Consider the following 24,974-nt stretch of genomic DNA (forward strand, 5'->3'; position numbering starts at 1 on the left):
GCCGGATGCCCGTCTAGAGAACGGGGCACAGGTCCCTGCCCGTTTGAAAACTTCTTTGAAGCAGGTCGTCCCGCCTTTCCTTCGAGCCGTCAGCACCGCAGAGCAATTCGAGTTTGCGCGGCGTCACTCCGAAATATCCGAAGGTTCCGCGTATCCAGGCGGTTTCCAGTGCCTGTCGATAGCCCTTCTCTTCCACTTCGTCTGACCGCGCACCAGCTGGAACGAGAAGAACGCCCGGACGCTTGCGCTGAAGCGATCCTTCCGGATCATCCAGCTGATCATAAGCCCAGCCCCAGCTCCAGACGCGGTCGATCCATCCCTTGGTCATGGACGGCATGCCCCACCAGAAGAGCGGGAAGACAAGGCAGATCGCATCCGCCCGGGCGATCCTGACCTGCTCCTGCACAACGTCTTCCATCGCGCTGGCATCCCCGTCCGCTTCGACGTCGGCCATTGTCCAGCGCGGATCGAACTGCTCTGCATGCAGATCCGCAAGTTCAACCGAATGGCCCGCGGACCGCGCCCCTTCCATGAAGGACTTGGCAACGGCCGCAGAGAAGGACTTCGGGTTGGGATGATCCAGAACGGTCAGTATGTGCACAGGCAATCTCCAGTCTTGACTGTCGGACGTGAAACACGTGCCAAGACCAATTGCCCGCCTGGCTGATCTTGCTCACAGCCGGAGGTTCTAGGGCCTCAGGTTAACTTGAGATCAAGCAGAAAATTCAATCAAAGCCGTTTCCTGAAAGCAGGGAACGATGCTCCGGCGGCAATTGGCGACGTTCTCAGAAGACGCGCCGCGCCTTCAGCCAGGCCTGTCTGACGACCGGATGGCCAGCATGGAGGCCAACCTGCAGGAGGTCCGCGCGCTTGCCGATTGCGATCTCTCCCCTGTCCGTCAGGCCGGACACGTCAGCCGGTGTCTTTGTCACCGTCCGGAGGGTCGCCGGAAGATCCTCGTTGAAGTCCTCATTGAAGGCGATCATGAAGGCGGCGTCCAGCATCGACCGGGGTACGTAGTCGGACGCCAGAATATCGACCAGTCCTTCCCTCATCAGGTCCTTGACGGCAACGTTGCCGGATTGCGAGCCACCGCGAAGCACATTGGGGGCGCCACCGACGACAAACATGTCGTGGCTCTTTGCCTTGCGCGCTGCCGCCAGCGTGCATGGAAACTCGGACACCGTGACGCCTTCGGCGAGCGCTTCGTCGACATGATGCAATTCGGTGTCGTCGTGGCTGAGCAGAGGCAGGCCGCGCGCGTGGGCGAGCGCGATGACAGCCGGGCGGACCTTCGCGCTGATATCGTCGGAGAAATTCAAAAGGCCCTGCACTGACTTTTCCGCTTCGGTGCGGGTTTCGCCGGTATCGGCCATGCGCCGTTGCATATAGGCCTCGATGTCCTTGCTCTGACGGCGGCCCGGCAGATGTTCCATGACGGAAACCATGCGCACGATCGGCTTTCCGATGTTTTCTTCCGTCAGCCGCGCCGTTTCCGCATCGGTGATCTCGCAGCGAAGATGCACGAGATGTTCAGCGCGGAAGAGCCCGGCCGACTGGGCCGCTTCGATGGCGTCCACCATCGGCCCGAGCACTTCGCGCCGTTCCGGTCTTGTCACTGTCGCGCCGACGCAAAGACTGTCGAACACCGTGGTAATGCCGCTGCCGATAATCTGCGCGTCATGCGCAAGGGCGGCGCGCAGCGGGTCCCACCTCACATGCGCGCGCGGGTAGACATGTTTCTCGAAATGATCGGTGTGAATGTCGACAAGGCCGGGGATCAGGTAGTCTCCTTCCAGATCCAGACCGGCCTGTGGCGCAAGACCCGTGTCTATGGAAACAATCTGCCCGTCGGAGACAGCCACGTGCCCCTCGACAACCTCATCAGCGAGGACGATCCTGGCGTTCTTGAGAACGGTCAGTTCGCTTCCGGTCGGCAGGGTCTTGTCGGCAAAGGTCATGGCTCACTCCGGCTCGGCAGTCGACCCGTGTTGACGGGATCGCGCCGTGTTTGTTCAGGAAAGAGGCCTTCTACTCCCAAACCGGGCACCTAATGTGACAGTTTGGGGAAGAGACTGTGACATCCCGAGGGTTCGGCCCGAAACGCGCATCGTGTCCGGGCCAATCCTTTTACCGCACCATGGTCAGTCTGTTCCAGTCGGCATAATCCGGTGAACCCTCGCGGCGGATTTCACCCCGATAGCCGTATTCCACCATGTGCACCATCACGGAGCTGTCGTCGGCCAGAATGACGGCATAACTCTCGTGAAGATCGGACGCGCTGAGGTTGCCGCCATTTCCGAAGTCTGGCCATCCGGCGTGGTTGGTTCCGCGCGGCGCGCTGAAAGGCACCCCATGAAACGATCCGCAAAGCGGCAGATGGCAATGGCCATGAAAAATATGCCGGATCCTGGACCTGTGCTTCCTGACGACGGCTCCGAATGCGTCGGCATCCTGCAACATGATCTTGTCCATCGGCGCGATCCCGGTCGGGACGGGATTGTGATGCATGAAAAGGAAGACATTGTCCGGCGAATAACTCAGCTGCGCGTCGAGCCAGCGCAGGCGCTGGTCGCAGTAGTATCCTGCATGCGAATTCGGACCCCACGTGTCGAGAAGAAGCGCGCGGCCTCCGGGAAGATCCAGGACCGACTGGACAAAGCCGTTTTCGTCGACAAGATGCGGAAAGACAGAGGTGAACACATCGCGCTTGTCGTGATTGCCGATACACAGGGATACCGGGACTGGCGAGGCGGCAATCAGGTCCTTGAGCCGAAGATAGTCGGCACGATCGCCCCAGTCGGACAAGTCGCCCGTGATGACAAGCGCATCCGCATCCGGATGATGGGTGACCGCATGAGCGAGCGCCTTCTTGAAATTATCGTTCGGTTCGCGTCCGCCAATGGTTTCACCGGGCGTGGTCAGGTGAATGTCGGTCAGTTGAAGAAGTTTCACATCTTCCTCCGATTGTTGTTCTGATTGGACTGCTGCCCGCTGACGCGGGCAGCAGCGGTTTTCGGAAAGAAGCGTGATCAGTTGGACGGCAGCAGGTCCTGAACTTCTTCGCTCAGGTCTTCCTGTAGTTCGCCCATGTCCTCGAACTCGCCCGTGACGATACCTTCGATGCCGTCATAGATAACCTGGGTGATTGCCAGGCCGTTGTCGCCCGGATAGGCCTGCCAGTCACGCAGCAGCGGCAGCTGGCGCACCGCCGTTTCCTTGTTCGGGTTCTGCTTGTAGAAGTCGGCAAGAATGACTTCGTTCGCAGCCTTGTTCGGCGGCATGTAGCCGGTCGTGCGGGCGACATCGGCAGCGCCTTCACCGGATGTGATGAATTTCAGCCATTTCCAGGACGCGTCCAGAACCTTCGGATCGTCGCTGGAGGAAACCAGCATGGCGGCGTTGCCACCGGCCGGCAGGCCCATCGGGCCGCTTGAAACCAGACCCGGATATTCGTTGGTCTTCAGTTCAAAATCGCCCTTGGCACGCTCGACCGCGCCCAGCGCGGAGGTCGACCAGAACATCATGCCGATCTCGCCGGCGGAGAAGGACGCAAGCGCCGCTTTCCATTCGATATTCTGCATGTCGCAGCCGCGGAAAAGACCTTTCATGGTCTCAAGAGCCTTCAGGCCTTCCGGCGATGCAATCTGGATTTCGTTGCCTTCCATGGTCGCCTTGTCCTGCGACCACATCAGCGCCTGCAGGAACCAGTTGCCGGTGATGTTCCAGCCCCAGAACATCGGGTTCTTCACACCGGCCTCGCGCAGCGTTCCGCAGACCTCGACAACCTCGTCCCAGGTCTTGGGAAGCTGATCGGCGGAAGTGATGCCGGCCTTCGCCATCACGTCCATGTTGTAATAGCCGACCGGAAGCGAGACGGAAAACGGCAGGCCGTAAATGTCGTCGTTGAACGTGCCGAGTGACAGCATCGCATCGTGATAGCCGTCCTTGGCGAAGTCTTCTTCCTTGAGGATGAACGGCTCGAGCGACTTGGCGATGCCCTTTTCGACCAGGATCGCCTGACGGTTGAGACCCTGCATGGTGACGTCGGGCAACGTGCCGGCGACAGCTTCCCGCAGGATGGTGTTGGTGCCGTCCTCGTAGGATTCGTACGTGGCGCGGATCTTCACGTCGATGTTGGGATGCTGCTCCTTGAACTTGGGCAGGATCTTTTCATAGGTCACATCGAACAGGTGACTGTAGGGGTAAGCGAACTCGATGGTAATCGTGTCTTCTGCCTGTGCGGCGGAAGCCGCAAGCAGCATTGCTATTGCGGTGAGGGTCTTTTTCATGGAACTCTCCGTCTGTTGCCGGGGGAACGGCAGGTCGCCAAACTCGCCCGTTCCCAGGTGATCCCTTGAGTGGGATTTCGGTGATGGGACCGCCTGAGGGCGGTCCCGCAAATCGGCCGGGTCATTTCATTCCCGACAGGGTGATGCCCTCGATGAAGCGCCGCTGCGCGATCATGAATGCCACGATCAGGGGCGCGACGATGATGGTTGCCGTGGCCATCATCGGCCCGAAATTGTCGCCGTCCGCATCGCCCTTGAATTCGCGCAGACCGAGCGGTGGCGTGAACAGGGAGCGGTCTCCCGTGACAACGATGCGCGGCCAGAAATAGTCGTTCCAGTGGGCAACCACCGAGAAGATCGCAAAGGCGAGAAGCGCCGGGACCGCTGTCGGCAGCATCACGTTCCAGATGATGGAAAACTCGCTCATGCCGTCCATGCGCGCCGCGTCGATGAGATCGTCGGGAACCGTCATGAAGAACTGCCGCATGAGGAAGATGCCGAAGACCGAAATCGTCCAGGGAATGACCAGGGCGGCGTAGGTGTTGGTGAGCCCGAGCTTCGCCAGCATGATGTAAAGCGGCAGCGCGATGGCGTGAACGGGGATAAGCAGGCAGAAGAGAACCAGGCCGAAAACGGCTTCCCGGCCCCAGAAGCGGAGCTTTGCAAGCGCGTAAGCGCAAGGCAGCGCGACAAGCACCTGGATGAAGAAGATTGACGCGGTCACGACGACACCATTGAAAAGGTAGCGGACCAGCGGTGCCTTTTCGAAAGCCGTGGTGTAATTGTAGATGAACGGCGTCACCATGCAGTCGGCAACATCCCTGCCGAGCTTGATGCAATAGTCGTCCCGGAAAAGCTCCTGCGTTCCGAAGAACCCGCCCGTGTTCTGCATGATCTCGGCCGGGCTTTTGAAGCTGTAACTCAGCATCACGTAGAACGGCAGCAGCACGATCAGGCTTCCGACGATCAGGACGGCATGCTTGGCCGTCTCGGCCACCGAAAACCGGAAGGCGGGAAGGGAAACCGAACTTGTGGCCGGAAGGCTCGCTTCGCTCATGTGTAGTGCACTCTTCTTTCAACGATCCAGCGCTGCATCAGCGTGAGGAACATGACGAAGGCGAGGAAGACCACGGTAATCGCGGCGCCGATGCCCATCAGGTTCTGCTGGATCGCCTTTTCGTAGATTGCGAACATCATCACGTAGACCGACTTCGACGGCCCTCCCCCTTGCGGGTAGAACGCCTCGACAGTGTCGAAGACCTGGAAGGAACGGATGAAGGAAATCGTGACGACAAACACGGTTGTCGGGCCGAGCATGGGCCAGGTGACCAGGCGGAACCGATCCCAGGCCGTTTCAGCACCGTCCATCTCGGCAGCGTGATAAAGTTCACGCGGCACACTCGTCAGCCCGGCGAGGTAGAGCACCATGTTGAAACCAAAGCCTTGCCATACACCGATGAAGGCCACGGTCCAGATCGCGTAGTCGCGGTCGGTCAGCCAGAGCGGGAAGCCGCGTTCGCAGCCATGCGCAAACCAGGACCAGCTTTCCAGAAACGACCCGCAACCGCGCTCCAGCGTGGAATTGACGATGCCGATCGTCGGGTGGAAGGCGAACTCCCAGACAATGGCCATCGCGATCAGTGCCGCCATGACCGGCAGAAAATAGATCGTCTTGTACAGATCACCGAAACGCCTGGTGGAATTGATCAGGAGCGCGGCCCCAAGCCCAAGTCCGACAGACAGCGGCACGACGACGAAGACATAGCGGAAGGTCGCCCCGAACATCTTTTCGTAGGTCGAGCGGGTGAAGATCTTCTCGTAGTTTTCCAGGCCGACAAATTCGGCACCCGGATTTCCGAGGCTGTAACTTGTAAAGCTCAGTGCACCTGCAATTGCGATCGGCATCAGCAGGATGACGACCATCAGAAACAGGGCGGGGCCGACAAACCACCAATGCGCCTTCGCGGTCTGCATCACGCCACCTCGGCAACGTTGCCGGTACCGGCGGTCCTGATGTCCAGCCGCTTTCCGTCCTTGCCGAAAACCAGCGCCCGGCCGTGCTCGCGGATGACATGGACCGTCTGGCCGAACGAGGCCCCCTGCCCCTCGTGCGGCGACACCCTTACGACAAGCCGCTGAGATCCGTTCAAAACCGATACATGCAGGTAGATGTCCGCGCCCAGGTTTTCCTTGTGCACGACCTGGCCGGAGAGCGCTTCCGGCGTGCCCTTTTCGCAGAGAGACAAATGCTCGGGGCGCAGGCCGATACTGACCGAACCGACCACACCCTGCGTTGCCGCGCGCGACAGCACGATTTCGCCGCAGCGGGCGTATCCGTTGTTGTCCAGCGATCCTGGCAGGAGATTGATCCTGGGTGCGCCGACAAACTCGGCAACCCTTATGTCCTGCGGATCGTTGTAGACGGTATGCGGCGCGCCGAGTTGAAGGATCTCTCCATCCATCATGACGGCCATCCGGTCCGACATGGTCAATGCTTCCGCCTGATCATGCGTGACATAGACGAAGGTCGTCTTCAACGAGCGGTGCAACTCGGCAAGCTCAGAACGCATGTGAATGCGCAGGGCGGCATCGAGGTTTGAAAGTGGCTCGTCCATCAGGAATGCAACGGGTTTGCGAACCATGGCCCGGCCGAGCGCTGCCCGTTGCCGCTGCCCGCCCGACAACTGGCCGGGTTTGCGGTCCAGCAGGTGACCGATCTTCAGGATTTGCGCCGTTTCGCGGACCTGCTCGACTATCGCCCTGTATTGGCCGCGGGCAAACACGGGCCCGAGCAGCGGCAAGCGGCCAGTAAGCGAAAGATCGCGCAGCTTCAGCGGGGTCATCATGTTCTGGAGAACGGTCAGGTGCGGATAAAGCGCGTAGGACTGGAACACCATGGCCAGGTTTCGCCTTGCCGGACGGACGGCATTCACGGTCTGACCGCCGATCACGACCTCTCCCGAAGACGGGGCTTCCAGACCGGCGAGAATGCGCAATAGGGTTGACTTGCCACAGCCCGATGGTCCGACCAGCGTCAGGAATTCTCCGTCCGCAATATCAAGATTGATTCCGTTCAGAACCGACGTGGTTCCAAAGCTCTTTTCTATCGCTGACAAGGATATCGCGGTCATGTGTCGCCCCCGGTTACGCGAGCAACCTAGTCAGGCTGATTGAACCGGGTGTGACGTAATATTAGTGTTGCTAATAGCACCTAAGGTTTGACAGCGCTGGTAACACGGAACTGTCATGAACACGCCGCCAAGTCCCTATCAGATCAAGGCCTTCACGCATGTCGCGCGGGAGGGAAGCTTTTCGCTGGCGGCCAAGGTCCTCGGCGTCACGCAATCCTCGGTCACGCAACATGTCGGCAAACTGGAAACGGTGATGGGAACCCAGCTGTTCATCCGCCGCCGCGGCGCACTGGAACTTACCCGCGCGGGCAAGGAACTCTTCGCCATTTCCGACCGGCTGACGACGCTGGAGCAGCTGGTCAACGAGAAAATCAGCGATTTCAGCGCCCTCACTGACGGACATATCAAACTGATCGCAAACGCTCCGCGCCCTGCCATGCCGATCATTGCCGAATACGGAAAGCGATACCCGCAGGTCCAGATCGACTTCACCCTCTATGACTGGACGACGGCGATGTCCCTCCTGAATGAACGGCAGGTCGACATGGCGATCATCACGGAGCCGCCGCCAGGCGACAGCTTCGTCACCCATGAATTGCGCCGTTCAAGGTATATGGCGTACACGCGGTGCGATCATCCGCTGGCAAACAGGGATGTGGTGTCGCTCAAGGAACTGCAATGCGAAACGCTGGTTCTGCCTGGTGATGGATCGCTGACGCAGAGGGTGGCAAACTCAAAAATCCGCAAGCACGGCCTGACCTTTTCTCGCATTTTGAAAACGACCACGTTCCCGATGGTCAAGGAGGCGCTCTTGCACAGTCTGGGCGTCGGCCTCCTGCTGGAAAACAGCCTGTACCCGTCACAGAATCTTGTCGCGATCCCGGTTGAGGAAATGCCGGAAACCTATCGTGACTGTGTGGTTATACCCAAGGACAAGAATGACCTGCGCCTGATCAAGAGCTTTCTCGGCGTTTGCATAGAGCTGGTGGTCTCGGAAGAAAGACGCGTCCAATAAGACAAAGCGCTTGGGGACAAAAGGCCGAGCGCACCTCACGCGGCAAGCGTGAGCGCGCCGCGTGGCTGCAGTGTTGCGACGGAAGTGTCGCCGAAACCGCGGATGTCGACCATCCTGGGATCAGCCGCGACCAACCCTTCCGGACCATCAGCGCAGAATTCGGCAGTCGCCGTCACTTCCATCGGCTTGGAGAGCGCCTGCAGCCGGGACGCAAGGTTCACAGCGGGACCAAACACATCGTAAACGTATTTCTGGACACCCACGACGGAGCCGACAACAGAGCCGGATGCAACGCCGATCCGGGCCTGCCACTTGTGTTTATGGCTCTGGTTCCGCCTTTCCAGATAACGGATCATCTTGAAGGCGCACTGGGCAACCGCAGAGGCATGATCCGGGTCAGGTGTCGGCAGACCTGCGACGGCAAGATAGGCGTCGCCGATTGTCTTGATGCGCTCGCAGCCGTGCATCTCCGCGATGCGGTCAAAGGCCGTGAAAATATCGTTCAGCTCCGTCACCGTGACGGTCGGATCGGCGGCCGCGGCCATCTGGGTAAAGCCGACAAAATCCAGCATCAGCACGGACACCGGTTCGTAGAGTTTCGGCGTGACCGTTCCAAACGCCGTGTACTCCTCGTAGACAGAGCGCGGCATGACGTTGAGCAACAACTTCTCGACGCGGTTCTTTTCCAGTTCCAGTTCACGCGCCTTGCGCTCGGCAATGCGTGCATAGCTGTCGATCATGGCTTCGGTCTCGCGCAGACGCGAAATGTTCTGGCATTCGACAACGAGTATTTTCCGGCCGTCACTTTCCGCATGCCGGATCACCGTCTCGATTGTCAGGAGCCGGCGCCGGCGTTTCAACGCGACATCGAGCTTGACGGCCTCCCGCCCTTGCAGGCGCTCCAGCAACTCCTCGCGTGTCACATTCTCAAGCGCATCATCCAGCGTCGCGTTGTCCTCTACCCCGAACCAGTCGGCAAAAGCCGGGTTCCGGTAGCGGATCTTCAAATCCTCCGGATCCGCCAGCGCCACACCGACCCCGATATTGGACAGCATGCGCATGCTGATCGTATCGATATTCATGCCGCCCTGCTCCTTCTGACAATCACCGAACGCCGCGCTTCAACGGCCGCGATCGCCTTGACCCGATCCTGCTTCTCGAAACCGGCGTCGGTCAGGGTTTCGTTCAGGATCAGCGCGATCTCGTCGAAATGGTGGTGCTCGACCTCCAGATGTGCATGCGCCATTGCCAGACGCGCGTCCGATATCTCGACCGGTCCGCCAAGCAGACCTGCGATCATCTTGGTCTGGTGATCAATGAGCCGGGCCATATTGACGTGTTCGAAGAAGTGGCCGACGACATCATTGTCGAGCGCGCGTTCATAGAACTCCGTCACGACCTGGCGCACGCCCGGAAAACCACCGTATTTTTCGTAAAGTGTCTGCTTGTTGCCCGTCATTTGATTGCTCCGTTGTCGGTGTCTGCGCTTGAGGAGACGCGCGGGCCGGAAAGCGCCCGCGCATTCTGAGGCTTTACGTTTCCAGAGATCTCAGTGTTTCCGGATGATGATTTCCGAATATTCGGCCGGGACGATCATGGCCCGTTCGCCACCGACGGAGGCCGTCTCGGCGACCGCAACGAGATCAGTCTCAAGTGCTTCGGCACCGTCCTCGCCAACCGCCTGGAACGCCTTGTTCATCGGACCGTAGATCTCGCGCCAGGTCTCGACCCAGTCGCGGGCAGAGCGGTAGCGGAAGACGAACGTGCGGGAAGCAACACGGATCGATGCGGCCTGCGGTGCGAAGAGTTCGCGCAAACGGTCTTCCGATGCCCATTCCAGGGGAGACCGCACACCGGCGGGCGGCGGCATGTGCCGGCCGATCGTCTTGAAGACCTGGCCGATGAAACCGGCCGGCGTCCAGTTGGCCATGCCAATGCGTCCACCGGGCTTCAGAACCCTCATCATCGATCGGGCAGCGGCCTCCTGATCGGCGGTGAACATGACACCGAAGGTCGATGTGACGACATCGAATGTTGCGTCGTCAAAAGGCAGGTCTTCCGCGTCGGCCTCGCGGAAGGCAACCGCCAGGCCTTCCGCCTTTGCGCGCTCCATGCCGGCGCGAAGCCAGGCCTCGACGTAGTCGGTGGAAACGACGTCACAGAAACGGCGGGCTGCCGCCAGTGTCGCGTTGCCGTTGCCGGCGGCGACATCCAGTACGCGCTCACCCGGTGCAAGGTCCAGTTCTTCGGCAAGTGTTTCACCCACGATCTGAAGCGTGGTGCCGACCGCCGGATAATCGCCGGTCGACCAGACGGTCTGCTGGCGCTGCTTGACCGCCTTGAGGTCCGGGCCTTCAAAGGATGGCTGATTGAGTACGTTCATCATTGTGCTCCATTCATGTTCAAGTTGACGGAGCATTGATCGCACTGACGGGGATGGAGCGCTTGAAGATTGCCTGAGGGGGCCGTGGGGAATATCTGAGGAGAGCCTGAAATCTCATGGTTTTTACGGAATATGCGCTGATTTCAAGCCACCCAGCGCTTCCAGGATGCTAAACGGTCGTGCGCTCGCGCGGGTCGAAGTCGCTAACTTCCAGGCAGTAAATAGCGATCGCCTTCAAGCAAGGAACCGGGCCGATATCACCCGGCCCGGTTCCCATGCGATATTCACCGTTCAACTCAGCCGCACTGCAGGTCGGCTGTGTGTTTCATATGGGCGCGATTGGCTTCGATATAGGCGATCATGCCCGCAAAGACGCTTGGCTGTCCGTCGAAACCGGACCATGGCTTGAAGTGCGGAATATGCAGGAACGTGGTCGAGTCGCGCTTCAGCAGATTTGCGAAGACGGAGGCAACGATGCGTCCTCCTGCTCCGGTCAGTTTGCCGCCGCCATGGATCTCGGCTTCCTGCAGGGCATAGAACCAGAGCGGTGTCCGTGTGAAGCCCTTCGCCGCGAGTTGCTCCGGTACCGGCACCACAGGCGTTCCGAGCCTGGCGGCCACATGCTGGCCGCTGGCAAGCTGGTAGGTGTAGCGATCCCGGATCATGTTGCGCAGAGCAAGGTTTCGCGCCTGTTCGACGGTCAGGCTTTCCTCGATATCGGCCAGCTCGATCCCGTTGTGCACGAACGGAAGGTTCAGGAGCGGTGCGCCCAATCGGGGACCGACCGGACGCGCCTTTTGCGCTGCCGGACCGCCTGCCAGCTGGAAATACATTCCCAGCTCGATATTTCCGTCGACAGAACGCGGCCCGAAACCGGGAAGTGCGAACAGACCTTTGTGCTCGCCGCCCTCATGCAATGCATATTTGAACTGGGTCGTCGCATGGCCGAACCGGTAACAGGCGCCGGAAAACTCGACCGGCATCACGGGTGCATTCCAGCCAAACGCCTCTTCCCTCAGGGCCCAGTCCAGGCATGCCTGATCGACAAAGTCGGGCAACAATTCGTTCCAGACAACCCATTGATAGTGCAAGCGAATAAAGCGACGCACTTCCTCGAACCCGCTCAGTTTCGGATTCACATGCGCATGCCAGATGTCGTCGCTCATGCCGTGATGCGCGCAGGCGACAATATCGTTTGCTGTGTTGCCGTTCTCAACGTGCTTGCTCATCAGGAGGTTGTGCAGCTCGATGAAGATGCCCTGGACCTGCGCGACGATGATGTTCTCATCGTTGCGGGGGTCGCCGATCAAGGCTTTGCCGGCGCAGGTCCTTGCAAGGTCCCTGGGGTTGTCCTTTCGCCCGAAGACGAGAAAGTGTTCCGCATCACCAGAACCGTAGAGGTGCGGAGACGCCTCGGGCCCGGCACCATAGACGCAGTCCAGATCCAGGCTCGGCGTTCGGATGTTTGCGATCGTTGCAGGGTCGATACGCGATCCCAACGCAGACGTTGCGTCGAGTGTGATGTCGTGATCGACAAACTGACCCAGGAAGGTCATGCCGGCATCGGCTGGACCGTCCGTGTTCTCCGTCGCGGCCATGTCGGACGCAAGATGGTCGAGCGCGTGGATGACGTCCTTGTGCGTGATGTTCTTGATCTTTACCGGGTTCGCCGGAAAGAGACGCCCGAAGGTCTGTGCGAAAGGGCGCGAGGGGCCTTCGCCGTGAATGCAGGTTTTGACGAGTTGATCCAGCCGTGTCAGGCCGTGGTGGGTGCCGGTCATGGTGCCTCCGCGGGACTAAAAATGTACTATTAAAAACGCGGAGATGGTGACGGATTACTTTACGTAAAGTCAAGTACACCCTTCTTGCAATGGTTGCAAAATTGAAGGATATTGGTTGCAGAAATGCGGAAATGTGTTTGTAAACAATACGATCTTTTTTGAAATATTTTTTTGTAAATCGAAGTAAGCAGAATAAGAACAGAATAATACAACCAGAATTCAATCTAAGATTGATATTTTATTTTCGAAATTCAAAATCATAGAAAATTACTTTTGTTTTATGAGCAAACTCAATGTGTTTTCTTGGATCTACACTGCAATTGCAGTCCCGCAAACGCTCGCGGCAGCCCGGTGATGTGCGTTGACCTGCCCGCCTCGGTGCGCCTGAAGGTGTCCGCTCCCCCCCGTCGGGGTATCGATGGGGGCAATTTGGGAGGGAGCGGACTGGAGCGTGAGGTCTACCAGCCTATGCCGATATAACGGGAAGAGTTGCGGGCTTCGTCGGATATGCGGACTAGATCCACCACCGTTGCCTCTTCCTTCTTGCACCTGAGCACGCTCCGGAGCTCTGGCAGTTTCTGGGTGACGACGATGACGTCGGCATCGCGTGCAGCGTCTTCCGGTGTCTCCTGCATGAAGTCCGCAAGGCCGTCGACCAAGTTCTTGAGATGCGGAGCCGCGTAGCGCATGTAGTCGAACTGCTTGGTGATATGCGGGCCGGGCTGGATCGCCGGGTCGTAGGCGACGATTTCCGCGCCCTCTTCCTGCAATTGCGCGATCAGTTCCAGGGCCGGGCTCTCACGCAGATCGTCTGTACCGGGCTTGAATGCCACGCCCAGAACGGCAACCTTCTTCGCACCGGTGTCGCGGACCAGGTCGACAGCCTGTTCGACCTGTTTTTCGTTCGACGGTGTCAGTGAATCCATCAGCGGGGTCGCCACGCCGAGTTTCTCGGCAAGGTGGTTCACAGCGCGCACTTCCTTGGGCAGACAGGAGCCGCCAAAGGCAAATCCGGGCTTCAGGTAATAGGGCGACAGGTTGAGCTTGGTGTCCTGGACAAAGATGTCCATGACCGCGTGGCTGTCGATGCCCATCGGCTTGCACAGACGTCCGACCTCATTGGCGAAGACAACCTTGGTGGCGTGCCAGACATTGTCGACATATTTCACCAGTTCGGCGACTTCGACCGTCGTGACGATCGGGTTTTCGTCGACCGGCGCGTAGATCTCGGCGAGCACTGCGGCCGTCTTCGGATCTGAGACGCCAATCACCGTCTTCGGCGGCGCGTGAAAATCGGCGATGGCTGTGCCTTCGCGCAGGAATTCCGGATTGAAGCAAATGCCGAAGCCCTGCCCGGCGATCTTGCCGGAATACTGCTCGAGGACGGGTTTCATGATGTCGAGTGTTGTCCCCGGAGGAACGGAACAACGCAGGACGACGATATGAAACCCGTCCTTTGCGGCCAGGGCTTCGCCGATGCCGCGTGCAACCGCTTCAATGGCTCTTGTGTCGCAGCCACCGTCTTCGCTGGTCGGCGTGCCGACGGAAACGAATGTGACATCCGTCTCCATGACCGCCTTTTTCAGATCCGTTGTTGCGCTCAAAAGATCTTCAGCAACACCCTGTGTCAGCAATTCTCCGAGGCGGTCTTCGTGGATCGGGCTCTCACCCCAGGAGATGGACTCGACTTTCTGGCCGTCGATATCCGTACCGACTACGCGGTGACCAAGATCACTCAGGCAGGCAAGTGAAACCGCGCCAACATATCCAAGGCCAACAACGCTGATCGCTTTTTTCTGGTCTGAATGTTTCAGTTCAAAACCGTCAAGCTCACGTGCAGTTTCGAAATTTCCAACAAACATGTTCATGTCATTGCTCCCATGTGATTGTTTCTGGGAACTAGAGGAACAATCTCCGTGCCAAATGAGTTGGCATGAATTTTCTATATTACTTTCAATGCGTTATGAATTTTCTGATTTTTGCAACGGCGTTTCAACTTGCGAAATTGGCAACGGAAACTTCGCGTTTTCGGTTTTTCGATTGCAAATCCGCAAAGCGTTTTCGGATCGAGAAAATCCATGCCAGCCTGGCCGGGCCAAAAAGCAGAACCGCTGCCACAATTTCCGTCGCTGACAGCGCCCTATATATAAAGCCTTCTGGCCACCGACGGTTCGGCATTCCGGGTTTTTCGAATTCAAAAACCGCGCTTTGCCATTTCGCGAAAATTTGCTGTGCCATTTTGCCGGAACAGGACCACTCTCCCAATAACGCATTGATAAATATCATTTTTATTTTTCAAGCACATTTGGCCACCGATTTGCAAAGACCTCCACAAGTCCAATTTCGAGGAGGCAAAGCAATGATGATCAACCAGACATTCGAGGCGATCAGCACCGTTCCGGGTCCTTTTGGCCAGCCAATGAAGATTTCTGAAAACGATGTCTTCGTTTTTGATATCGACGCGGTTTCAAACGCCCATCAGCGCGAGATGGACCCCGCTTTCGCGTCTTATCTGTCCGATTTCGCCCGGCATCGCGCCTGCTATCTTTTGACCAGCTGCAACTATGCGGAAACGGCAACACGGATCCCTTCCCGCGTACGCCGGGAACTCGCCGGGATTTTCAGCTCCGCCGGAACCGAACTCTGGCACAGGAACGAATTGCTGGTTCGTCACGAGCATTCATTTTCAGACGACATCTACGAGTGCATCGTCAAACTCTTGCTCCGAAGCTCTTACCCGGCAAAGCAGACGCCGCTGATCGATTGTGGAGCGGCAACGTTGCGTATCTGTCTTGCTGGCACGCGGGCCGGGCTGGCCGCAAAGCGGGCCTATCTGGAATGGGAACGCGAACATGGAGAACTCGACAAGATTGTCGAAGCGCTCGAGAGCCGCTTTCCGGACCACTCAGTTTACAGAGACACCGAGGTCAGCCTGCTTTTCACACCGCGTTCGTATTCAACGGCACTGGTCCAGAAGCAGATCCTGAAGCGCCACAAGTCCGCAAGACTGGTCGCTTATCTCAAAAAAACGGCAGCCGATGGCTTTGCAGCTCCTTTGTGCGATGCCCTCCAGGAGGGAGATATTGTTTCGAAAGTCGGCGGTGCAAGCGATGTCAGCCAGTTGCTCAGTTACGAAAACCGGCGGATACAGGAAAAAAACGAACGAATCTGGAACCCGCTTCGTCTTGTGCAGGAGGCATGACATGAAGGCCTTGCCGATCATTGACGAAGAACCATCGAACTGGACCATCCTCCAGAGCGATGCGGTCTATGACAACGGCGCCCAGCTGCGTGTCATGCGTCAGACCGTGCAACTGCCCGACACCCGGATTGTCGACGACTATTTCAGGATCGACCTTCCGTCTTTCACCTCGGTCTACGCGGTCACGGAAGACAACGAAGTGCTGCTCTTGCGGCAGTACAAACACGGTGCCGGCCGGGTGTGCCTGACACTTCCCGGCGGCCAGGTCGATCCCGGAGAAGATCCCGAATTTTCCGCAAGGCGCGAACTGCTGGAAGAGACCGGTTACGGCGGCGGACGGTGGGTCACGGGTCCCTCACTTGTCCTGCACGGCAACCAGGGCATTGCGCGGGCCCATGTCTTCGTTGCAAGCCACGTCATCAAGCTTGGTGAGGCCTGTTCGGATGATCTTGAGGACGCTGTTCTGGTCACGCGCCGGCGCGCGTATCTGCGCGAGGCAATCCTGAGGGGTGAACTGCCGGTCACATCACATGTTGCGACGATCGGCATCGCCGAAGCACTGTTTGCGGCAGCCAAGCCTTAGGTGACGGATCCAAGAGCGACGGAACGGGGACTCAGGCGCTTTCCGATGCCAGATCATCGCCGGACATTGCGTCCTCGTCCTGTTCGGCCCAGATCTCCTTCTTTCGATAAAGCGTCGAAGGACTGACCTGCAAAGTGCGCGCGGTCTTTGGAAGGCTTCCGCCGCAAGCGTCGATCGTTGCCTCGATAATCTGCCGTTCGAGCTGTTCGAAAGGTTGCCCCAGTGTCACCGTGATCGCCGGCCAGGCACCCGCGGCCACGGCAGTACCTCTTTCGCCGGGTGCGATCTGGGCAGCAGCGCTCTGGACCGGAGCGGCCTCGGCCTGTGTCCTGGGCACCGGTGCGCGCCCCTGAAGCGTTGTCAGCATGTCCGCTTCCACAAACGGCCCCTCGTTCAGGACGACGAGATTACGGATGGTGTTCTGCATTTCGCGCACATTGCCGGGCCAGGAATGGGATAACAGCGCCTCTTCCGCTTCCACCGAGAAACCCTCGAAAGCCTTTCCTTCCTCACCTGCGAACTGCGTCAGAAAGTGCTTGGCAAGTTCCAGTACATCGGCCCCTCTCGACCTCAGGGGCGGCAATCCGATCGGCAGGACGTGCAGCCGGTAGAACAGATCTTCGCGAAATCTTCCGGCTTCCACTTCGCCGAGCGGGTCCCTGTTGGTGGCGCACACAATGCGCACATCCACTTTCTTGAGTGCATCACTGCCGACTTTCTGAACGGTGCCGCTTTGCAGAAAACGCAGAAGTTTGGCCTGAAGGCCGAGTTCCAGTTCGCAGATCTCGTCGAGGAAGAGAGTTCCGCCATCTGCCCGTGCGGCCGCCCCGTCCCTGTCCGACGTCGCTCCGGTAAAAGCCCCCTTGATGTGCCCGAAGATCTCGGACTCGATCAGGTCTTTCGGGATCGCGGCGCAGTTCAACGGTACGAAGGGCTTCTTGGCACGCGGACTGGAACGGTGAATGGCCTCGGCACAGACTTCCTTACCGGTACCGCTCTCGCCGGTGATGAAAACGGACGCGTTTGAACGCGAAACGCTCTCGATCATCTTGTAGACAGCGGTCATCGGCAGGGAGGATCCGACGAACCCGTGCTGAAGTTTGCCGGCGGCCGGTTTGCGTACCTCTTCAACGACTTCCGTCAGGGTTTCGCGCTCCAGCGCGTTGCGCGTGGTCGTGACGAGACGTTCTTCCGCTACCGGCTTGACGATGAAGTCATAAGCGCCGGCCTGCATGGCATCAACGGCCGTCTTGATGGAGCCGGAGCTGGTCACCACCACCACCGTTACCGGGAGCTGCTCTTCGCGGATTGCCGCCAGGACATCCATTCCGCTCATATCGGGCAATTGCAGATCGAGCAGCACGACGCTGATGCCGCCCTTGCGCAGGCGTTCCAGAGCTTCCGTTCCGGTTTCTACATGAAGCGTGTCGAGCCCCGCGCGCGACAACTGATGACCGTACACGGTTGCAAGGGGCAAAGCGTCTTCAACGATCAGAACCTTCACTTTGTGCTCCTTCCACGGGACAAATCATCCGTCAGGTTTCAAGCGTTACCTTTACACCTATTTCGTCTGCCAATGCTTTAACTTCCGTTAGTGTGCGGTCACAGATCGCGGAAAGATCGTCCATTTTGCTCATGGCCGCCGTCTCCTTGCCGTCGCGAACCAGGGAGTTGACCGTGGTCGCAATGGTCGCAAGTTCAAGAGCGCCAAACGTTCCGGCCACGCTTTTGAGGGCGTGCGTCGCCCGTTCGAGCTTGTCCGGTTCGTTTGCCTCGGCCGCATCAAGCGCCGACTGCCGCCGTTTGAGCGTGTCGTCGACAAACTGCTGCAGCAGCTTCTGCTTCAACTCGTCCGGCATGGTGCCAAGGATCTCCCTTGCTGCTTCCAGCGAGGCCGTGGGTCCCGTCGCGGCGGCTTGCGAAGCACCGGCGACTTTCCGGGCCACGTTCCGGGAGACGCAGGCCAGAAGGTCTTCCTTTTCAACCGGCTTTGCCATGAAGTCCGACATGCCGGAGTCAAGAAAGCGTTCCTTGTCGCCGCGCAGCGAATAGGCGGTGAGTGCCACGATGGGCGTTTCCACATTGCGCTGGCCGTGACGGATACGGCGCGTTGCCTCTATCCCGTCCATCTCCGGCATTGAAATGTCCATCAGAATGCAGTCGTAATCGCGCTTCGCGGCGGCCTGAACAGCTTCTCTGCCGTTGTTTGCGATATCAATGTCGCAGCCGGCACTGCGCAGGGCGTGACTGACCACGATCTGGTTGGTCGCGTTGTCCTCGGCGAGTAGAATGGTCACATTCTCGGGAAGCTCGGCAGGCTCTTCCGGACGATCCTCGTCCAGAACCACCGTCTGGTCCTCCGCGAGCCGGATCGGCACGACGAAGTCGAACGTACTGCCGACATCCTCTTCGCTTTCAACATAGACTTCACCGCCCATCAAATGTGCAATCTGCCTGCAGATCGCCAGGCCAAGTCCGGTTCCGCCCTGCTTCTTGGTGTAGCTCGTATCGACCGTGACGAAATCTCCGAAGAGCGCTTCGTGCTTGTCTTCCGGGATGCCGATGCCGGAATCCCTGACCGAGAAGCGGAACGTCGGCTCGACCGGATCGTCTTTCGCGATACCGACGGAAATCTCGACAAAGCCGATCTCGGTGAACTTGATCGCATTCGAGACCAGGTTCAGCACCACCTGGCGCAGGCGCCCCGAGTCTCCGACAACATTGTGCGGCAGGTCGGATGGGTACTGCATGGACAGCTGCAGCCCCTTGTCCTGGGCGATCGGCTTGAACAGGTCGACAACGCTCTTGACGACGGACTTGAGCCGGAACGGAGCCGGATCGAGCTCCATGCGACCGGCTTCAAGCTTGGAATAATCGAGAATATCGTTGATCAGTTCCAGCAGAGAGCGGCCCGACTCGCGCGCTGTCTTGAGGTAATCGGCCTGTGCCGGGTCAAGGTCGGTGTCGCGCAGCAGGCTGAGGATGCCGAGCACACCGTTCATCGGCGTGCGGATTTCGTGGCTCATCATCGCCAGGAACTTGGCCTTGGCCTCGTTCGCGGCTTCCGCCTTTTCCTTGGCATCCCTGAGGGCCGCGTCGGCAGCTTTTCGTTCGGTGATGTCCCGGACATAGCCGAGGAACAAGGGTCCTTCGGCCCCCTTGGTGTGCCGGATCGCCAGTTCAACGATGATCTCGTGTCCGTCGCGATGCAGCCCCTCGATCTCGATCCGCTTGCCGAGCACAGGCCCTTCACCCGTTTTCAAGAACCTGGCCAGCCCGTCGTCATGTGCCTTACGGTGCTGATCGGGGATGATGTAGTCGGACATTTTCCTGCCGATGAGCTCCGTGGCCGTCCAGCCAAAGACATCTTCGGCAGCAGGACTGAAATCCAGGACGACACCGTCGCCATTCATGACAATAACACCGTCAAAGGACGCATCGACGACATTGCGCAGCAAATCCTCGTTGCGCCTGAGTTCGGCTTCACGGTTCTTGAGCTCGGTGATGTCCACCCGGAAGCCGACCATACCGCCTTCACTGGTTCGGGTCTCGATCACGCGCAGCCAGCGCCCATCATCCAGATGCTGTTCCATGGGGGCGCCAGGGTTCTGATGGCGTTCCATGCGCATGGCCACCCAGTCTTCAAGGATATCCTCGTTAACCTGATACTGGCCGCGCATGGCGCCTTTTCTGATGATCTCCTCGAATTTGGCCCCCGGCTGAATGAGATCCGCACTGGAACTGTAGAACTCACGGTACTTGCTGTTGCACAGGACGAGCCGGTCGTCGGCGTCGTAGAGCACGAAGCCGTCGGGCAAAGATTCAATTGCATCGACGAGACGGGTTTCCGCCTGTTTCACCTTTGCCGCAGCCGCTTTCTGGTCTGTCAGATCCCGGAAGATCGCCGTGAAGGTGGCCGAACCGTCGATCATAACTTCCGACAGCGACATCTCAACCGGGTACTCCCCGCCATCCAGGCGCCTGCCGGTCGCCTCCAGACGTTTTCCGGAGGTCTCGATGGATGTCGCCGTGCCCGGGCAACACTCGAACGGCAGTTCTTCACCGCCGGTTTCGGGAAGAAAGTCATTGATAAAGCGGCCAACCAGTTCGCCACTTTCGGACGCGCCAAACATGGCAATCGCCCGCTTGTTCGCGCTCAGAACTTCGCCTGAAGGCGAGAGGGTCAGAACCCCGTCCAGCATGGTGTCCAGAATTGCGTTGACCTGCGCTTCGCCCGTTTCTGCGCGCAAGGTCGCCTTCACAAGCGCATCGTTCTTCTCGCGCTCCGCTTCGGCAAGACCGGCAAGCCGCCGCATGGCCCTCTGACGCTGCAGGGACAGCACGAAGGTCAGGGCGAGTGCTGCCGCAAACGCAATCGCGAGCATGAAGATCAGGTTGTCGATCGAGGTGAACCCGGTCCCGTAAAGCGCGCTTGCCGGGATGATGACTTCCTGAAGCCCCCGGACATCGCCGACTTCCCACACGGTTCTCGGCGATTCAGGATGGGTGTTGTGGCAAGCCACACAGCTTTCTTCCATGCGTACCGCCGATGCACTGCGGAAAAAAGTGCCCTCCTCGCGCTGTTCGAGACGTTGGAACGGCTTGCCCGGGTCCTTCTCGATCGCCGCCAGGGCCGCCTTTTCAAATTCGTCGAGCTGCCGGTCCCCGCGCCAGGGCCAGGGATGTGTCGACAGCATCCTGATCGCGCTGCTGGCTCCCTGCGCCTTCAGTTCGTCCTCGAGTGCCAGGGTCATCGACACGGGCGCGGGAATTGTCAGGTCCTTGTCGTGATAGTCGTGGCTGACAGATACGTCCTGCGAAGAATAGAGTTTGTCCACGACTTCGCGGGAATAGAACGACCGCGCAGCCGTCAGCAATTCCGACTGCGCACGCGCGGCGGCAGACAGATCGGCGGTTCTCGCCTTTTGTCCGAAATCAACGGCAATCACATAGGCCGCGATGGCCGAAGCCGAGATGAAGACCAGGACCAGCCAGAATGTGGCATCGAATGTCAGTTCCTGGATCCACTTGCGCATTCTTTGTCCCCTCGGTTCCCTTTGCCGGTCCCGCCCCCCTAGCTCACGCACTTTGGTCTATCCTCTCTCATGGGTTATGAATTTTCGATTTAACGCTGCGGCATAACTGCTCCAGCAGCCTCAGTTTCCCCGGGTTTCCGCTAGGACCTGAAAAAACGGATTGCCGCTCATGAAGGCCTGCAGGCTGGCATAGGAGAGTTCCCTCTGCTTGGTGCAGACATCCGCACAGCTATAGATGTCGATGGTCAGCTGAAACGGGTCTGATGCGTCAAACAACTGCGCATAGGCATAGAGCGTGTCCGCGGAAACATGACCCGGAACAGCTGCCGAATAGACGTCCTTGAACATCGGCGATGCATAGTGGCTCCAGCCGCTTGCCGGAAACCAGCGCGCGCCCCTGGGTCCTTCACCGTCCAGATCCCTCGGTGTTTCCGTACCGAAGGCCAGCACGAAATCGAGCCGATCCCGCACCGCCCGCAAGATGCGATCCGTCGCGCCGGAAGCAAAGTCGCTCAGTGTCAGAAGCGTGATACCCGCATGGCCCGTATCTTCGTTTCTTTGTTCGGCGAGTTGTTTCTGCGACAGACCCTTTTCCAGGTAATAGCCTTTGGGCCAGTAGCGCCAGAGACCGCCATTTTCGTCGCTTTCCCATTCGTCCAGAAACGTCCGGACCATGTTCGCGGCCCTTTGCTGCATCTCAGGTAGGGCTGAAGCGTCCAGGATGCCCGCAAATGCGATCTGCCAGTTCCAGGGCGCGAGCTTGCCGGCGAAGCGGAAGTCGGTGTCTCCGTTGATACGGTAAAGTCCGTGAGCGGTGTCAAATTCTCGCTCGAATTTTCGGACGAGACAGGCATTTGTTCCGGCGATTTCATCCCTCAGTTTCTGCGGACACAAGCCTCCAAGGACCTTGCAGGATTGTGTCAGCGCGTTCGCGATCATAGCCTGGTTGATCATGAGCGAGAGCCGTTCACCGGGATTGGTGCCGTAGATCGTCGAACTCCAGCCGCATTGCGGACCCTCCGGATCGGCGTGCTTTTGCAGCGCATCGCTTGCTGCCAGCGTCAGGCGCATCGATTTCAACGCCAAACGGGCAAAGACATCCGCCCCGGTCTTCTCATAAAGCACAGTCAGCGCACGCAGCCGGTAGCTCTGATTCCAGCTCTGAAGTCCCTCGGCATCGGACGAACATGCCCGGACTTCGCCTGTCTGGGACAGAAGCAGGCCCGAAACCGCATAGAAGAACCGGACAGCCGCAGGCGTGCCGGACACGTCCATTATCGTTTGGCCGTCTGACAGGCCGAAGGACGTTGGTAATTTCGTGAATTCGGCCTGTCGCGAAGCCAGCAGCGGCTTGCCGACGGCACCGGTTTTGAGATCGACCTTGTAGATACCCTTGTCGTTTCTGGTGCAATCGAGCTGGGCCCAGAGCGTGTTGCCGGCAATCCTGAGACGCCCGGGCTCACAGGTCCCGAATTCGACGAGCGTCTGCGCCACTGTCTCGATCCTGCCATCCTCGTTGCGCCGATACCTGTTGAGATGCCACGGACCTGCCGCCCTTTTTTCCAGAAGAAGAACGGCATCGGTCGCGTATCGAAGCAGCTTTACCGAGGTGTCGCGCCTCCAGCTCATTGCAGTTTGCCCGTCCTGAAGCAATTCGGTCTGCTTTTCTCCGGTTTTCCAGGTCCGCAGGACGGCCAGGGAGCCGTCCCTGGAGAGCCGCAGCGCACCCATGCGGGCACGCCCGGAGGCTGCAGCGACCCAATCCTGGGGGATGCCGTTTACCGTGACCGTGGCAACGTCGTCTCCCGGGTTCCGTCGAACCAGCAACTTGTGCGGACCGGCCTGGGAAACCGTTTCCAGGCAGAGTCCGCGTTCTCCATTGCGCGAAACGATGCCGGTCTCAAGGTCGACCGACATCTTCTGAACCGGCAGGATCAGTTCATCGCCGGGAGCTTCTGTCCCCGCTGCCAGCGTGCCTGAGGCACACAGGACAGCGGAGAGACCAAGTATCTTAAACAGATAACGCATTCCGGCCTTCCGGTTAGAAGTTGAAGTAGATGAATTCGGTCAGCTCGGCCAGGCGATAGGTCTGGATCAGGGCAACGCCGAAGAGAACGGAAACCGCTGCCGCCCAGCCTGCCGTCGGCTTCCAGCGCACCGGCATGAAACCGTCCGACCGTCTTTGGGACACGAATTTCTTCAGGCCCAGGATCGGGTTGTAGTTCTCCGTGAACTCGATCGAATTCGGCAGAAGGAAGACGATTGCCGCCAGGCAGATCATCGCCGCCCAGACCGGTGCTGTACCGCTTATCATCACGTCCCAGAGCTTGGGCTCGTAGACCGTCGACAGGCCGGTCATGCCGAGAATGATGTTGTTGGCACCCTCGAAACTTTCTGCGCGGAAATAGACCCAGGCAACCACGACGGCCAGCAAGGTGATGCCGCGGGAGAGGACGTTGCCGACCGGCTTCGGCAGGATCGACGGTACGTAACCTGCGGAGACCAGGGCGGACCAGCCATGGTTGATGGCAAGGTAGGCACCGTGCAGGCCACCCCAGAAGACGAAGGTCCAGCTGGCGCCGTGCCACAGACCACCAAGCAGCATGGTGATCATGAGGTTGGAGTAGCGGCGGACAGGACCGCTGCGATTGCCGCCAAGCGGGATGTAAAGATAGTCCCGCAGGAAGTGCGACAGGGTGATGTGCCAGCGGCGCCAGAAATCGGAAATGCTGGTGGCCTTGTAGGGCGAGTTGAAGTTCACCGGCAGGCGGATGCCGAACAGGCGGGCAAGACCCAGAGCCATGTCGCAATAGCCGGAGAAGTCGAAATACAGCTGGAACGTATAGGCGAGTGCGCCAATCCAGGCCGCTTCGAACGGGACACCCGTCGTGGTCTCGGCCATGTTGAAGACGGAGTTCGCGTAGGGCGCGATGCCGTCTGCGAGCACGATCTTCTTGAACAGACCGATGGCGAACAGGGTGCTGCCGACAGCCAGGTTCAGGACCAGCTTGTTCTTGAAGACCGGCAGTTTGAACTGCGGAATGGTTTCTTTCTGCATCACGATCGGCCCTGCGATCAGTTGCGGAAAGAACACGACGAACAGCATGTAGCGCGGGAAATCGCACTCCGTGACCTCTCCCTTCCAGGTGTCGATCAGGAACGAGATCTGCTGGAACGTGAAGAACGAGATCGCCAGGGGCAACACAAGGTGCAACAGGGGGATATCCGCCCCGGCGATGAAGTTCGCGTTGCCGATGAAGAAGTCGGCATACTTGAATACGGCAATCAGCCCGAGGTTGAAGACGATGCCGCTCACCAGGATGAACTTGTCCTTCACGGCACGCAGGACGCGGTGAAAACCGTAATTGACGACCACCGAGCCGAGGAGCAACGGCAGATAGATCGGCGTCCACCAGCCATAGAAGACAAGCGAGGCCAGGATAAGCCACCAGATGATCCCGTTTTCCCAGCCGTAGTGGCGCAGGATCAGGTATCCCAGCAGGACCGGGGGCAGGAACAGGTAGATAAATTCCAATGAACTGAAGACCATG

At 58.9% G+C, this 24,974-nt stretch carries 19 protein-coding genes; 3 read left to right on the forward strand and 16 right to left on the reverse strand.

All coding sequences use genetic code 11. The annotated features are described in order from the left end of the window. Positions 1-13: 13 nt before the first annotated feature. From RBB49_RS00250 to RBB49_RS00280, 7 genes are all read right to left on the reverse strand, one after another. A complete protein-coding gene (locus RBB49_RS00250; RefSeq protein WP_306140627.1) occupies positions 14-601 on the reverse strand; it encodes an NAD(P)H-dependent oxidoreductase in 588 nt (195 codons plus the stop codon). Between the two features lie 184 nt (positions 602-785). Next, a complete protein-coding gene (locus RBB49_RS00255; protein ID WP_306140628.1) occupies positions 786-1,961 on the reverse strand; it encodes an alpha-D-ribose 1-methylphosphonate 5-triphosphate diphosphatase in 1,176 nt (391 codons plus the stop codon). 169 nt (positions 1,962-2,130) lie between these two features. After that, entirely contained in the window at positions 2,131-2,955 is an 825-nt protein-coding gene (locus RBB49_RS00260) for a phosphodiesterase (protein ID WP_306140629.1), read from the reverse strand. A 77-nt stretch (positions 2,956-3,032) separates the two neighbouring features. Continuing rightward, positions 3,033-4,292, reverse strand: coding sequence for an extracellular solute-binding protein (locus RBB49_RS00265; RefSeq protein WP_306140630.1), 1,260 nt, complete (start codon positions 4,290-4,292; stop codon positions 3,033-3,035). A gap of 121 nt (positions 4,293-4,413) precedes the next feature. Continuing rightward, positions 4,414-5,349 carry a carbohydrate ABC transporter permease gene (locus RBB49_RS00270; protein WP_306140631.1) on the reverse strand — a complete coding sequence of 312 codons (936 nt, stop codon included), beginning with the start codon at positions 5,347-5,349 and terminating at the stop codon, positions 4,414-4,416. Beyond that, positions 5,346-6,266 carry a carbohydrate ABC transporter permease gene (locus RBB49_RS00275; RefSeq protein ID WP_306140633.1) on the reverse strand — a complete coding sequence of 307 codons (921 nt, stop codon included), beginning with the start codon at positions 6,264-6,266 and terminating at the stop codon, positions 5,346-5,348. The genes RBB49_RS00270 and RBB49_RS00275 overlap by 4 nt, the downstream gene beginning before the upstream one ends. Further along, positions 6,266-7,423 (reverse strand): ABC transporter ATP-binding protein, encoded by a 1,158-nt coding sequence (locus RBB49_RS00280; RefSeq protein WP_306140634.1) that lies wholly within the window; start codon positions 7,421-7,423, stop codon positions 6,266-6,268. Before RBB49_RS00280 ends, RBB49_RS00275 begins: the two co-directional genes overlap by 1 nt. Before the next feature lie 115 nt (positions 7,424-7,538). On the opposite strand from RBB49_RS00280, the gene RBB49_RS00285 reads away from it, so the two are divergent. Next, positions 7,539-8,438, forward strand: a complete 900-nt coding sequence (locus RBB49_RS00285; protein WP_306140635.1) for a LysR family transcriptional regulator — start codon at positions 7,539-7,541, stop codon at positions 8,436-8,438. A gap of 35 nt (positions 8,439-8,473) precedes the next feature. Here the strand turns inward: RBB49_RS00285 and RBB49_RS00290 are convergent, their stop codons facing one another. The 5 genes from RBB49_RS00290 to RBB49_RS00310 all read right to left on the reverse strand — a co-directional run bounded on the left by RBB49_RS00290 (position 8,474) and on the right by RBB49_RS00310 (position 14,470). Next, the gene (locus tag RBB49_RS00290) at positions 8,474-9,520 is read right to left on the reverse strand and encodes an adenylate/guanylate cyclase domain-containing protein (protein ID WP_306140636.1); all 1,047 of its coding nucleotides are present in this window, start codon (positions 9,518-9,520) and stop codon (positions 8,474-8,476) included. After that, positions 9,517-9,897 carry a group 1 truncated hemoglobin gene (locus RBB49_RS00295; protein WP_306140638.1) on the reverse strand — a complete coding sequence of 127 codons (381 nt, stop codon included), beginning with the start codon at positions 9,895-9,897 and terminating at the stop codon, positions 9,517-9,519. Before RBB49_RS00295 ends, RBB49_RS00290 begins: the two co-directional genes overlap by 4 nt. Before the next feature lie 90 nt (positions 9,898-9,987). Continuing rightward, on the reverse strand, positions 9,988-10,824 hold the full coding sequence (locus RBB49_RS00300) for a class I SAM-dependent methyltransferase (protein ID WP_306140640.1): 837 nt from the start codon (positions 10,822-10,824) through the stop codon (positions 9,988-9,990). A gap of 293 nt (positions 10,825-11,117) precedes the next feature. Then, entirely contained in the window at positions 11,118-12,602 is a 1,485-nt protein-coding gene (locus RBB49_RS00305; RefSeq protein WP_306140642.1) for a peroxidase family protein, read from the reverse strand. A 458-nt stretch (positions 12,603-13,060) separates the two neighbouring features. Continuing rightward, positions 13,061-14,470, reverse strand: a complete 1,410-nt coding sequence (locus tag RBB49_RS00310; protein ID WP_306140643.1) for a UDP-glucose/GDP-mannose dehydrogenase family protein — start codon at positions 14,468-14,470, stop codon at positions 13,061-13,063. A 65-nt stretch (positions 14,471-14,535) separates the two neighbouring features. Here RBB49_RS00310 and RBB49_RS00315 point away from each other — a divergent pair, with 65 nt between their 5' ends. Both RBB49_RS00315 and RBB49_RS00320 read left to right on the forward strand, forming a co-directional pair. Further along, positions 14,536-15,804, forward strand: coding sequence for a hypothetical protein (locus RBB49_RS00315; protein ID WP_306140644.1), 1,269 nt, complete (start codon positions 14,536-14,538; stop codon positions 15,802-15,804). A 1-nt stretch (position 15,805) separates the two neighbouring features. Then, positions 15,806-16,387 (forward strand): NUDIX hydrolase, encoded by a 582-nt coding sequence (locus tag RBB49_RS00320; protein ID WP_306140645.1) that lies wholly within the window; start codon positions 15,806-15,808, stop codon positions 16,385-16,387. A 31-nt stretch (positions 16,388-16,418) separates the two neighbouring features. Here the strand turns inward: RBB49_RS00320 and RBB49_RS00325 are convergent, their stop codons facing one another. The 4 genes from RBB49_RS00325 to RBB49_RS00340 form a co-directional block, all read right to left on the reverse strand. Continuing rightward, on the reverse strand, positions 16,419-17,891 hold the full coding sequence (locus RBB49_RS00325) for a sigma-54 dependent transcriptional regulator (RefSeq protein WP_306140646.1): 1,473 nt from the start codon (positions 17,889-17,891) through the stop codon (positions 16,419-16,421). A 31-nt stretch (positions 17,892-17,922) separates the two neighbouring features. After that, on the reverse strand, positions 17,923-21,423 hold the full coding sequence (locus RBB49_RS00330; protein WP_306140647.1) for a PAS domain S-box protein: 3,501 nt from the start codon (positions 21,421-21,423) through the stop codon (positions 17,923-17,925). Between the two features lie 120 nt (positions 21,424-21,543). Then, positions 21,544-23,451, reverse strand: coding sequence for a hypothetical protein (locus RBB49_RS00335; RefSeq protein ID WP_306140648.1), 1,908 nt, complete (start codon positions 23,449-23,451; stop codon positions 21,544-21,546). A gap of 13 nt (positions 23,452-23,464) precedes the next feature. Further along, positions 23,465-24,973, reverse strand: a complete 1,509-nt coding sequence (locus tag RBB49_RS00340) for an MBOAT family protein (RefSeq protein ID WP_306140649.1) — start codon at positions 24,971-24,973, stop codon at positions 23,465-23,467. Position 24,974: the final 1 nt, after the last annotated feature.

Source organism: Roseibium sp. MMSF_3412, assembly GCF_030733265.1.
In the GTDB taxonomy this organism is placed as follows: domain Bacteria; phylum Pseudomonadota; class Alphaproteobacteria; order Rhizobiales; family Stappiaceae; genus Roseibium.

Excerpts from the sequence above, each read along its gene's own strand:
- RBB49_RS00255 (WP_306140628.1), bottom strand. The coding sequence starts at position 1,961 with ATGACCTTTGCCGACAAGACCCTGCCGACCGGAAGCGAACTGACCGTT.
- RBB49_RS00265 (WP_306140630.1), bottom strand. The coding sequence starts at position 4,292 with ATGAAAAAGACCCTCACCGCAATAGCAATGCTGCTTGCGGCTTCCGCC.
- RBB49_RS00270 (WP_306140631.1), bottom strand. The coding sequence starts at position 5,349 with ATGAGCGAAGCGAGCCTTCCGGCCACAAGTTCGGTTTCCCTTCCCGCC.
- RBB49_RS00275 (WP_306140633.1), bottom strand. The coding sequence starts at position 6,266 with ATGCAGACCGCGAAGGCGCATTGGTGGTTTGTCGGCCCCGCCCTGTTT.
- RBB49_RS00280 (WP_306140634.1), bottom strand. The coding sequence starts at position 7,423 with ATGACCGCGATATCCTTGTCAGCGATAGAAAAGAGCTTTGGAACCACG.
- RBB49_RS00285 (WP_306140635.1), top strand. The coding sequence starts at position 7,539 with ATGAACACGCCGCCAAGTCCCTATCAGATCAAGGCCTTCACGCATGTC.
- RBB49_RS00290 (WP_306140636.1), bottom strand. The coding sequence starts at position 9,520 with ATGAATATCGATACGATCAGCATGCGCATGCTGTCCAATATCGGGGTC.
- RBB49_RS00295 (WP_306140638.1), bottom strand. The coding sequence starts at position 9,897 with ATGACGGGCAACAAGCAGACACTTTACGAAAAATACGGTGGTTTTCCG.
- RBB49_RS00300 (WP_306140640.1), bottom strand. The coding sequence starts at position 10,824 with ATGATGAACGTACTCAATCAGCCATCCTTTGAAGGCCCGGACCTCAAG.
- RBB49_RS00305 (WP_306140642.1), bottom strand. The coding sequence starts at position 12,602 with ATGACCGGCACCCACCACGGCCTGACACGGCTGGATCAACTCGTCAAA.
- RBB49_RS00310 (WP_306140643.1), bottom strand. The coding sequence starts at position 14,470 with ATGAACATGTTTGTTGGAAATTTCGAAACTGCACGTGAGCTTGACGGT.
- RBB49_RS00315 (WP_306140644.1), top strand. The coding sequence starts at position 14,536 with ATGAATTTTCTATATTACTTTCAATGCGTTATGAATTTTCTGATTTTT.
- RBB49_RS00320 (WP_306140645.1), top strand. The coding sequence starts at position 15,806 with ATGAAGGCCTTGCCGATCATTGACGAAGAACCATCGAACTGGACCATC.
- RBB49_RS00330 (WP_306140647.1), bottom strand. The coding sequence starts at position 21,423 with ATGCGCAAGTGGATCCAGGAACTGACATTCGATGCCACATTCTGGCTG.
- RBB49_RS00335 (WP_306140648.1), bottom strand. The coding sequence starts at position 23,451 with ATGCGTTATCTGTTTAAGATACTTGGTCTCTCCGCTGTCCTGTGTGCC.
- RBB49_RS00340 (WP_306140649.1), bottom strand. The coding sequence starts at position 24,973 with ATGGTCTTCAGTTCATTGGAATTTATCTACCTGTTCCTGCCCCCGGTC.